At 75.3% G+C, this 10,523-nt stretch carries 10 protein-coding genes and 1 pseudogene; 5 read left to right on the plus strand and 6 right to left on the minus strand.

All coding sequences use genetic code 11. The features are described from left to right. The 3 genes and pseudogenes from E4099_RS22145 to E4099_RS22155 form a co-directional block, all read right to left on the minus strand. Positions 1-184: pseudogene (locus E4099_RS22145) on the minus strand (hypothetical protein); the annotation flags it as partial. A gap of 155 nt (positions 185-339) precedes the next feature. Beyond that, positions 340-1,197, minus strand: a complete 858-nt coding sequence (locus E4099_RS22150) for a crotonase/enoyl-CoA hydratase family protein (protein WP_135340863.1) — start codon at positions 1,195-1,197, stop codon at positions 340-342. Further along, entirely contained in the window at positions 1,194-2,840 is a 1,647-nt protein-coding gene (locus E4099_RS22155) for an acyl-CoA dehydrogenase family protein (protein WP_135340864.1), read from the minus strand. The genes E4099_RS22150 and E4099_RS22155 overlap by 4 nt, the downstream gene beginning before the upstream one ends. 93 nt (positions 2,841-2,933) lie before the next feature. On the opposite strand from E4099_RS22155, the gene E4099_RS22160 reads away from it, so the two are divergent. Then, entirely contained in the window at positions 2,934-3,752 is an 819-nt protein-coding gene (locus tag E4099_RS22160; protein ID WP_135340865.1) for a PaaX family transcriptional regulator C-terminal domain-containing protein, read from the plus strand. Positions 3,753-3,815: 63 nt separating this feature from the next. Here E4099_RS22160 and E4099_RS22165 read toward each other — a convergent pair whose 3' ends face one another. The 3 genes from E4099_RS22165 to E4099_RS22175 all read right to left on the minus strand — a co-directional run bounded on the left by E4099_RS22165 (position 3,816) and on the right by E4099_RS22175 (position 7,421). Next, complete coding sequence (locus tag E4099_RS22165) at positions 3,816-4,829, minus strand: isopenicillin N synthase family dioxygenase (protein WP_135340871.1); 1,014 nt, start codon at positions 4,827-4,829, stop codon at positions 3,816-3,818. Between the two features lie 358 nt (positions 4,830-5,187). Next, positions 5,188-6,198 (minus strand): acyl-CoA dehydrogenase family protein, encoded by a 1,011-nt coding sequence (locus E4099_RS22170; RefSeq protein ID WP_135340866.1) that lies wholly within the window; start codon positions 6,196-6,198, stop codon positions 5,188-5,190. Continuing rightward, positions 6,195-7,421: an acyl-CoA dehydrogenase family protein gene (locus E4099_RS22175; protein WP_135340872.1), complete on the minus strand. Its 1,227-nt coding sequence runs from the start codon at positions 7,419-7,421 to the stop codon at positions 6,195-6,197. The genes E4099_RS22170 and E4099_RS22175 overlap by 4 nt, the downstream gene beginning before the upstream one ends. 51 nt (positions 7,422-7,472) lie before the next feature. Here E4099_RS22175 and E4099_RS22180 point away from each other — a divergent pair, with 51 nt between their 5' ends. From E4099_RS22180 to E4099_RS22195, 4 genes are all read left to right on the plus strand, one after another. Further along, positions 7,473-8,261 (plus strand): SDR family oxidoreductase, encoded by a 789-nt coding sequence (locus E4099_RS22180; RefSeq protein WP_135340867.1) that lies wholly within the window; start codon positions 7,473-7,475, stop codon positions 8,259-8,261. A 105-nt stretch (positions 8,262-8,366) separates the two neighbouring features. Further along, entirely contained in the window at positions 8,367-8,954 is a 588-nt protein-coding gene (locus E4099_RS22185) for a TetR/AcrR family transcriptional regulator (protein WP_245245078.1), read from the plus strand. A gap of 24 nt (positions 8,955-8,978) precedes the next feature. After that, on the plus strand, positions 8,979-10,136 hold the full coding sequence (locus tag E4099_RS22190; RefSeq protein WP_135340869.1) for an acetyl-CoA C-acetyltransferase: 1,158 nt from the start codon (positions 8,979-8,981) through the stop codon (positions 10,134-10,136). 86 nt (positions 10,137-10,222) lie between these two features. Continuing rightward, positions 10,223-10,483 carry a hypothetical protein gene (locus tag E4099_RS22195; protein ID WP_135340870.1) on the plus strand — a complete coding sequence of 87 codons (261 nt, stop codon included), beginning with the start codon at positions 10,223-10,225 and terminating at the stop codon, positions 10,481-10,483. The last annotated feature ends 40 nt before the right edge of the window (positions 10,484-10,523 follow it).

The raw sequence follows: 10,523 nt of genomic DNA on the forward strand, positions 1-10,523 counted from the left end.
GGGTCGGGGTGGGGCACCAACCGAGTCGCACCCTGACCTCGACCCCCAGGGGCCCGGCGGAGGCCAGGGCGCACAGGCCCGGCTCCACCACGCGGCCGTCGGCCGGCGACGCGGCCCCCGCCCCGGCGAGGACCAGCGCCGCGGTGGCCAGACCCGCGCACCCCGCGCGCTTCCATCGGTTCACGGGGAACATCGTGAGCGGCGCCGGCGACGCTCAGCCGTACAGCCCAAGGGATTCCCCCGATAGGTGGAAAACCCTCCACGATCGGGGGACATGATGTTTACGTCGGCTCAATTCGGGATCAGGGGCACCCTGCCGCGGAACCGCCCGGCGGGAGGTCAGTCTCCGCCACTGCCCCGAGTGCCGGCGGGACCAGTGAAACCAGTGAAACCAGTGAAACCAGTGGAATCAGTGAGATCAGTGGAGTCGGCGAACCCGCCGTGCCGCCCGGCTCCGGCGGCGAAACGCGCCGCTCCGGTCAGCCCCTGGGCCAGCACCGCCTGACCGCCCGCGAGTTCGGCGGCCATCGCGGTCTCCTCCGGCAGCCCCTGCTGGTCCAGCAGCGCACCGCGGTCGGCCCGCAGGCAGGGTTGCGGGAAGCGGGCGATCTCGGCGGCCAGCCGCTCCGCCTCGGCGCGCGCCCGGCCCGGCGGCACCAGTCGGTTGGCCAGGCCCATGGCGTACGCCTCGGCGGCCGGCACCGGACGCCCGGTCAGCACCAGGTCCATCGCTCGGCTCAGGCCGATCAGCCGGGGCAGCCGCACCGTGCCGCCGTCGATCAGCGGCACCCCCCAGCGGCGGCAGAAGACGCCGAAGACCGCGTCCTCCTCGGCGACCCGCAGATCGCACCAGAGCGCCAACTCCAGCCCGCCGGCCACCGCGTGCCCACTGACCGCGGCGATGACCGGCTTGGACAGCCGCATGCGGGTGGGACCCATCGGCCCGTCGCCGTCCGGAGCCACCCGGTTGCCGCGCTCGGTGCCCACCGCCTTGAGGTCCGCGCCGGAGCAGAAGGTGCCGCCCTCACCCCACAGCACCGCCACCCGGGCACGGGGATCGGCCTCGAAGGCGCGGAAGGCGTCCGCGAGCGCGGCGGCGGTGGACCCGTCCACGGCGTTGCGCACCTCGGGGCGGGCGAGCACCACCGTGGTGACCGCGCCCACCCTCTCGGTACGGACCGGTGCCGGGACCGTCACCGCGCGTCCTTGAGCCGCACCCGGTCCAGGATGCGGCCGGTGTCCACGCCGGGCGGCAGCGTCCCGAAGGCGTGCCCCCAGTCCCCGTCCAGCCGGGAGGCGCAGAAGGCGTCGGCCACCGCCGGATCGCTGTACCGCACCAGCAGACTGGCCTGCAGCACCAGCGTCAGCTGCTCGGCGAGCCGGCGGGCCAGCAGCTGGGCCCGCTGCGGATCGTCCAGCCGTCCCAGCAGCCGGTGCAGCCGGGCCACCGCCGCGTCCAGCCGGGCATCGGCACCCGCGGCGGCGTCCACCTCGGCCAGGAACGCCTCCAGCGCCCCCTGCTCCCGACCCAGCGCGCGCAGCACATCGAGCGCGGCCACATTGCCCGAGCCCTCCCAGATGGACAGCAGCGGCGCCTCCCGGTAGAGCCGGGGCATCCCGGAGTCCTCCACATAGCCGTTGCCGCCCAGGCACTCCAGCGCCTCCGCCGCGTGGGCGCTGCCCCGCTTGCACACCCAGTACTTGCCGGCGGCCAGCCCCAGCCTGCGGAACGCCGCCTCCGCCGCGTCCCCTGCCTCGGCCCGGTCCAGCGCCGCCGCCAGCCGCATCGCCAAGGCGGTGGCCGCCTCGGACTCCACCGCCAGGTCGGCCAGGACCGAGCGCATCAGCGGCTGCTCGACCAACTCGGCCCCGAACGCCCGCCGGTGCTCGGCATGGTGGAGGGCCTGCCGCAGACCCGCCCGCATGCCCGCGGCCGAGCCCAGCACGCAGTCCAGCCGGGTCATGTTGACCATCTCCACGATGGTGCGCACCCCTCGGCCCGGCTCGCCGACCCGCCAGGCGAGGGCCTGTTCGTACTCCACCTCGGAGGAGGCGTTGGAGCGGTTGCCCAGCTTGTCCTTGAGCCGCTGCAGGCGCAGCGCGTTGCGGGTGCCGTCCGGCAGCACCCGCGGCACCAGGAAGCAGGTCAGTCCCTCCGGAGCCTGAGCCAGGGTCAGGAAGACATCGCTCATCGGGGCCGAGGTGAACCACTTGTGCCCGGTGAGCCGGTAGCTGCCGTCCGAGGCCGGAACCGCCGCCGTGGTGTTGGTCCGTACGTCCGAACCGCCCTGCTTCTCGGTCATCGACATGCCGGCGATCAGCCCCCGCTTGCCCAGCGGCGGACGCAGCCCGAAGTCGTAGACGCGCGAGGCGAGCAGCGGCTCGTAGGCGGCGGCCAGCTCCGGCTCGGCGCGCAGCGCGGGGACCGCGGCGTAGGTCATGGAGATCGGGCAGCCGTGGCCGGGTTCCGCCTGGGCGAAGGTGTAGAACTTCGCGGCGCGCACCAGATGCGCGCCGGGCCGGGTCTCGCGCCAGGCCGCCGCGTGCTGTCCGCTCTCCACCGCGACGGTCATCAACTGGTGGTAGGCCGGGTGGTATTCGACCTCGTCGACCCGGTGCCCGAAGCGGTCGTGGGTGTGCAGCACCGGCGGCTGCCGCTCCGCCATCCGGGCCCAGTCCTGCACCCGCGCCGAGCCGGCCAGCGCGCCCAGCTCCCGTACCTCCGGCTCGCCCCACCCGGCCCCGTGGCGGTGCAGGGCCTCCAGTACCGCCGGGTCGTCCGCGGTCGTGAAGTCGATCAGCGGTGGAGCCTGGTTGAGGACCTCGTGCGTCGCGCTCACTGCTACCTCCGGCACGCTGGGACGCCAGGAACTGGCCATTACGTTTCCATCATGCGTGATGGAGAACTGTAAGGGATAGGGTTCCCACCAACCATGGAACACACCGCATCCGCCTGGTCCGCCCAGTCCGCTCGGTCCGCCCGGTCCGGCTCGGGCGCCTCCGGTCCGCGCCCCGGCGGCACCGGCCGGACCGGCGCCCGCCCGCTGACCGCGCGGTCGATCGTGCTCAGCACCCTGCTCGGCCACCATCCGCCGCAGCTGCCCGCACGGGCCCTGGTCCGCGTCGGCGCCCTGTTCGGCACCGCCGAGGGCACCATCCGAGTGGCCCTCACCCGCATGGTCGCCGCCGGTGACCTGGAGCAGCGGGACGGGGCGTACCGGCTCACCGAGCGGCTGCTGGCCCGGCAGGCCCGGCAGGACGACAGCCGCGCCCCGCGCACCCGCCGCTGGCACGGCGGCTGGGAGATCGCGGTGGTCACCTCGGACCGGCGCCCGCCCGCCGAGCGCGGCGCGCTGCGCACCGCCATGGCCGGGCTGCGCCTGGCCGAGCTGCGCGAGGGCACCTGGCTGCGCCCGGACAACCTGGTCCGGTCGCATCCGGCCGTGGTGACCGAGCAGTGCACCCTGCTGGGCGGTGCCCCACGGGACGATCCGGCGGCCCTGGCGGCACGCCTGTGGGATCTGGACGGCTGGGCCCGGCAGGCCCGCGAGCTGCTCGCGGCCCTGGAGCGGGCGCAGGGCCCGGCCGGCCGCTTCACGGTGGCCGCGGCGATCCTGCGGCACCTGGTCACCGACCCGGTCCTGCCCTCCCGGCTGCTGCCGGCCGACTGGCCCGGGGCGGAACTGCGCGCCCGCTACGACGACTTCGAGCGCGAGCTGCGCGCACTGCTGCCCCGGCACACCAGGACCTGACCGGCGCGGCGCGGGTCAGGTCCTGGTGTGCCGGGGTGGGGGGCCCGGTGGGACGACGGGCGGTCAGCCGGCCTGCCGCGCCAGCAACTCGGCGTGGTGCCGCCTCGCCACCTGGGGGTGCGCCCGCAGCCAGCCCTTGAGCTCATTGCGGCCGTACTCCGCGAACAGCGGATTGGCCGGGTCCTGGGTGGTGCCCGGGGCGTACTCCGCGTACGCGAAGGGCAGCGGCTCGATCCGGGCGTCCAGCCGCGGGTTGTAGAAGAACGGCACCGAGAAGCGCTCGCGTTCACCCGGCGGGCTCACCACCCGGTGGTGGGTGGCCTTCAGGTAGCCGTCGGTGGCCACCTCCAGCAGCTCGCCCAGGTTGACCACGAAGGCTCCGGGCAGCGGCGGCACATCGTGGAACCGCCCGTCGGAGCGCTCCACCTGGAGCCCGCCGATGTCGTCCTGGAGCAGCAGGGTGAGGAAGCCGTAGTCCTTGTGCGCGCCCACCCCCTGGTCCGCGCCGTCGGGGGCGCGCCCCGGATAGCGCACCATCTTCAGGTGCAGATGCGGCTCGCTGCCGAAGGCGTCGTCGTAGAAGTCGGGCGGTGCCCCGATGGAGGCCAGCAGCTCGTGCAGCAGCCGGCCGGCGACCTCGCTCAACCGGTCCACCCAGGACAGGGCGGCGGTGCGCAGCTCGGGCAGGGCGTCCGGCCACTGGTTGGGGCCCTCCAGCCACCAGTATCCGGGCTCTCCCGGCGCCGGTACGCGCGGCGGCCGCTCGGCGCCGATGTCCAGCTGGTCCCGCCAGTCGCGGCTGCCGCCGGTGTGCTCGTCGCCGATCCGGGTGTAGCCCCGGAAGTGGGGGGAGCGCAGATTGGATATCGCCAGGCGGTCGGCCTCCGGCAGGGCGAAGAAGGAGCGCATGGTGCTCAGCAGGTGGGCGGTCTCGTCGGCGGTGATGCCGTGCCCGGTCAGCTGGAAGAAGCCGACGTCATGGGCGGCCGAGTGGAGCTCGGCGTGGAGCCGGGCGCGCTCCGCCGGGCCGCGCTCGGCGGCGGACAGGTCGATCACCGGGAGTTGCTGGGAAGACATGGTCACGTCTCCGGGCTAGGCACCCGGCGGCCCGCGGTACGGGCCGGCCATGGCCGCGCCCGGGTAGGGCGGGGCCATGCGGCCGGGTGGGGTGAGAGCCGGCCGGGCTACACGGGGATCTGCGACATCCCGGAACCCGGACGGCGGAGGAGAAGGAGGGCCGGCCCGACGAGGGGCGGCCAAGAGGCGCACGTCAGCTGAAGTGCGGACAGGACATGCTCGTAACGCGGACGAAGTCCACGTGGCGGCGGCGCACGAGCAGAGTCATGGGGGACAGGTTACTGCGTGGCGGCCGATGCGTCGATGATGATGTGGATCACTGCGGGGCCCCGCACGGCGCGCCGGCCTGCGGATCCGGTCAGACCAGCCCGGCCAGGGCCCGGGCCCGGCACCGCCCCGGGGCACCCCAGGCGCCACGCAGTGCCCGCGCCTTGCCCAGCCACAGCGACAGGTCCAGCTCCTGCGTGTAGCCGATCGCGCCGTGCAGCTGCAGTGCGGCCCGGGCCGCCCGGTACACGGCCTCGCCCGCCGCCGCCTTCGCCGCCGCCACCTCGGCACCCGCCGTGGGAGCGCCCGCGGCCAGCGCCACCGCAGCCCCGTACAGCAGCGGCCGGGTGAACTCCAGGTCGATCAGCACATCCGCCAGCCGGTGCTTGACCGCCTGGAAGGAGCCGATCGGCCGGCCGAACTGGGTCCGCCGCCGTACGTGCTCCACCGTGCGCTCCAGCAGGGCCAGGCCCACCCCCAGGCACTGGGCGGCGGTGGCGAAGGCGGCCCAGTCGCCGGCGTCCCGGACGGCCGCCGCCGGCGCGGCGCCCACCGCCAGCAGCAAGCCGCCCGGCCCTGGCCGGTGCAGCCGCCGAGCCGGGTCCACCGAGCGCCGCGCCGGCCCGCACCCGGCACCGGCGAACAGCCGCCGGCCGTCGTACACCAGGGCCGTGTCGGCGGCCTCCGCGTCCAGGACGTACGGACCCGCCTCCGGTGCGCCGAGGGTGACCATCGCCCGGCCGTCGGCGATCCGCGGCAGCCACTCCTCCGCCGCGGCCCGTGCCGCCTTCCCGTGGCCGGCCAGCGCGCCCAGCAGCATCGCGCCGGCCACCGTCTCCACCACCGGCCCCGGCACCGCGTACCGCCCCAGCTCCTCGCAGGCGACGGCGAGCTCGACCGGCAGCCGACCGAGCCCCGCGTACTCCTCGGGGACCGCGAGCGCGAAGACCCCGGCGGCGGCCAGCCGCCGCCACAGCACGCGGCCGGCGGCGAAGTCCCCGGCCGCCCAGGACCGTACCGTCGCGGGCACCTCGGCGGTGCTCAGCAGGCGGCCCAGGGTGTGCCCGAACTCGGTCTGCTCGGCGTCCAGGGCGAATCTCATGTGCGCCGGCCCTTCGGCAGGCCGAGCAGCCGCTCGGCGATGATGTCCCGCTGGATCTCGTTGGTGCCCGCGTAGATGGGGCCGGCCAGCGCGAAGGTGTGACCGGCCGCCCAGCCGCCGTGCGCCGGCGCCTCCGCGGCCTCGTCGGCCAACTCGCCGCAGGCGCCCAGCAGGTCGAGCGCGGCCTCGTGCAGCGCGATGTCCAGCTCCGACCAGAAGACCTTGGTCAGGCTGGCCGCGGCCCCCGGCGTGCCGCCGGCGGCCCGTGAGGCGGCGGCGTAGCCGTACAGCCGGTAGGCGCGGGCCCGGATCACCGCGTCGGCCACCCGGTCCCGCAGGGCGCCGTCCGCCGCGCCGTCCCACCGCGGGCCGCACCCCGGGCCGTCGCCGTCCGCCGCCCGCGCCCGCCACAGGGCGGCCAGCCGCGTGGCCGTCGCGGTGAAGCGGCCGGGGCTGCGCAGGGTCAGCCCGCGCTCGTTCCCGGTGGTGCTCATGGCGACCCGCCAGCCCTCGCCGGGCACGCCGATCACATCCGCGTCGGGTACGAACACGCCGTCCAGGAAGAGCTCGGCGAAGGCGGGCTTGCCGTCGAGGCGGCCCAGCGGCCGGACCGTCACCTCCGGCGCGTCCAGCGGGAACATCAGGTACACCAGCCCGCGGTGGGGTGCGGCGCCGGCGCCGGACGGCTGCTTCGGGGACCGGAGGCGGAAGAGCCCGAAGGCGCGGTCGGCGAAGGCGGCCCGGGAGGACCAGGTCTTCTGGCCGTGCAGCAGCCAGCCACCGGTGGTCCGGGTGGCGGTGGAGCGCAGCGCGGCGAGATCCGAACCGGCCTCCGGCTCGGACCACGCCTGCGCCCAGACCACCTCGCCGCGCGCCATGGGCGGCAGCAGTCGGGCGCACTGCTCGGCGGTGCCGAACTCCATCAGGGCGGGCGCCAGCAGGCCGATGCCGTTCTGCGAGACCCGGCCGGGCGCCCCCGCCGCGTAGTACTCCTCCTCGAACAGCAGCCAGCGCAGCAGCGAGGCACCGCGCCCGCCGTACTCCGGCGGCCAGGCCACCACCGACCAGCGGTCGGCGGCCAGGGTCCGCTCCCACTCCCGGTGGGCGGCGAAGCCGGCCTGGGTCTCCAGCGAGGGCAGCGGTTCGCGCGGCACCCGGGCCGCCAGCCACTCCCGCGCCTCGTCCCGGAACTCCGCGTCGCCGCGGGAGAGTTCGAGGTCCATCGGCACGCCGCCTCTCTATCTAACAAGCGTTTGGCAGGTTACCGTTCGGGTGTGACGGACAACAAGGCGCGGTACGTCCCCGGACACGGCCTGCTCGCCGGGCGCTCGGCGGTGGTCACCGCCGCGGCGGGCAGCGGAATCGGCGGCGCCACCGCACGCAGACTCCTGGAGGAAGGCGCCAGTGTGGTGCTCGGCGACGCGCACGCCACCCGGCTGCGCGAGACCGTCGCGGCCCTGGGTGCCAGGTTCGGCACCGACCGGGTGGCCGGCCTGCCCTGCGACGTCACCCGCGAGGCGGAGGTGGCCGCCCTGCTCGACCTCGCCGAGGAACGGCACGGCGGCCTGGACACCCTGGTCAACAACGCCGGACTCGGCGGCACCGCGGACCTCGCCGACATGACCGACGAGCAGTGGCACGCCGTCCTGGACACCAGCCTGACCGGAACCTTTCGCTGCACCCGCGCCGCGCTGCGCCGGATGCGCGCGGCCGGACGCGGCGGCGCCCTGGTCAACAACGCCTCGGTGCTCGGCTGGCGGGCCCAGCGCGGCCAGGCCCACTACGCGGCGGCCAAGGCCGGCGTGATGGCGCTCACCCGGTGCGCCGCCGTGGAGGCCGCCGCCTACGGGGTACGGGTCAACGCCGTCGCCCCGAGCCTGGCCGCCCACCCGCACCTGGCCAGGACCACCACCCCCGAGCTGCTGGCCGAGCTCGCCCGGCGCGAGGCGTACGGGCGCCCGGCGGAGCCCTGGGAGGTGGCCAACGTGATCGTCTTCCTGGCCAGCGACTACTCCTCGTACATGACCGGGGAGACGGTCTCGGTCAGCAGCCAGCATCCGTGAGGCGACAATGACCGGGTGCCGAAGACGAGCCAGAACACCAGCCAGACCACCAGCCGGAGGACCGGGGGCCGCCGGCCCGCCGACCGCGAGCCCCGGCAGGCCGCGGTGAGCGCCGCCCCGGAGCGCCGCCAGGAACTCCTCGCCGTCGCCGCCGAGGTCTTCGCGGCCCACGGCTACAACGCCACCACCGTCCGCCGGATCGCCGACGAGGCCGGACTGCTCGCGGGCAGCCTCTACTACCACTTCGACTCCAAGGAGTCGATGGTCGACGAGATCCTGGCCACCTTCCTGGACGAGCTGTGGGCCGGCTACGACGCCGTCCTCGCGGCCGGGCTCGGCCCCCGGGAGACCATCGAAGCCCTGGTCACCGAGTCCTTCCGGCAGATAGACCGGCACCGGGCGGCGGTGGCGATCTACCAGAAGGAGTCCCGGCACCTGGCCGCCCACCCCCGCTTCGGCTACCTCACCGAGTCGCAGCGGAAGTTCGAGGCGGCCTGGCTGGGCACCCTGGAGCGCGGAGTGTCCGACGGGACCTTCCGCGCCGACCTGGACACCCGGCTCATCTACCGGTTCGTCCGCGACACCGTCTGGGTCGCGGCCTCCTGGTACCGGCCGGGCGGACGGCACAGCCCCGAAGAGGTCGCCCGGCAGTACCTGTCGATGGTGCTGGACGGGATCGCCCTGCGCGAGTGACAGCATGGACACGAGGGAGCGGACATGGCCGAGGCATACATCGTCGAAGCGGTACGCACACCGGTCGGCAAAAGGGGCGGCGGACTGTCCGCCGTGCACCCCGCCGACCTGGGCGCCCATGTGCTGCGCGCCCTGCTGGACCGGTCCGGGGCGGACCCGGCCGCGGTGGAGGACGTGGTCTTCGGCTGCCTGGACGCGGTCGGCCCGCAGGCCGGGGACATCGCCCGCACCTGCTGGCTGGCCGCCGGGCTCCCCGAGCACGTCCCCGGGGTGACCGTGGACCGCCAGTGCGGCTCCTCCCAGCAGGCCCTGCACTTCGCCGCCCAGGCCGTGCTCTCCGGCACCCAGGACCTGGTGGTCGCGGGCGGGGTGCAGAACATGTCCCAGGTGCCGATCGGCTTCGCCAGCCGGCAGGCCGCGGTCCCGCTGGGCCTCACCGACGGGCCGTTCGCCGGCTCCACCGGCTGGCGCGCCCGCTACGGCGACCGCCCGGTGAGCCAGTTCCACGGCGCCGAGCGGATCGCCGCCGAGTGGGACATCTCCCGGGAGGCGATGGAGGAGTTCGCGCTCCGCTCCCACCAGCGCGCGCTGGCCGCGGCCGACCAGGGCAGGTTCGACCGGGAGACCGTGCCCTTCGGCGAGCTGAGCCGGGACGAGGGGCCGCGCCGGGACACCTCGCTGGAGAAGATGGCCGCGCTGCGCCCGCTCCAGGACGGCGGCCGGATCACCGCCGCGCTCTCCTCGCAGGTCTCCGACGGCGCCGCGGCCCTGCTGATCGCCTCCGAGGCGGCGCTGCGGGACCACGGGCTGCGGCCGCGCGCCCGGATCCACCGACTGGCGGTCCGCGGCGAGGACCCGCTGCGGATGCTCACCGCCCCCATCCCCGCCACCGCCCACGCCCTGCGCCGGGCCGGCCTCGGCATCGACGACATCGACCTGGTGGAGATCAACGAGGCCTTCGCCCCGGTGGTCCTGGCCTGGCTCAAGGAGACCGGCGCCGATCCGGACCGGGTCAACGTCAACGGCGGTGCCCTCGCCCTCGGCCATCCGCTGGGTGCCACCGGCGCGCGGCTGATGACCAGCCTGCTGCACGAACTGGAGCGCACCCGGGGCCGCTTCGGACTCCAGACCATGTGCGAGGGCGGCGGCCAGGCCAATGTGACCATCGTCGAACGCTTGTGAGGCACCGGCGCGGCGCCGTCCCGGACGGCCGCGGACAGGGCTGCGGGCACGCCGCGGTGTCAGTGGCCGCTGCGATGCTGACCGGCATGGACGAGGCAGGCTGGCGCCGGGTGTACGGCGCCGATCACGAGGACCCCGGGCCGCGGCCCGGGCGCGAGTACCGGGAGCTGGTGGCCGGCCCACTGGACGGGCTGCTGCTGGACGTCACCGGATGGAGCGAGCAGCGGCTGGGGGAGGGCGCCGCGCTGCCCACCGAGATCGCCGCGCACGGCCCCGGCGGACGCGCCCTCTACAGCCCCCGCCCGGGGGATCCCCGCCGCTGGGACTGGCGCGGGGACACCCGCTGAGAAGTCGTGCGCGGGCTCGCCGGGACCGGCTTTTCGGGGT

Origin of the sequence: Streptomyces palmae (assembly GCF_004684805.1) — a bacterium.
In the GTDB taxonomy this organism is placed as follows: domain Bacteria; phylum Actinomycetota; class Actinomycetes; order Streptomycetales; family Streptomycetaceae; genus Streptomyces; species Streptomyces palmae.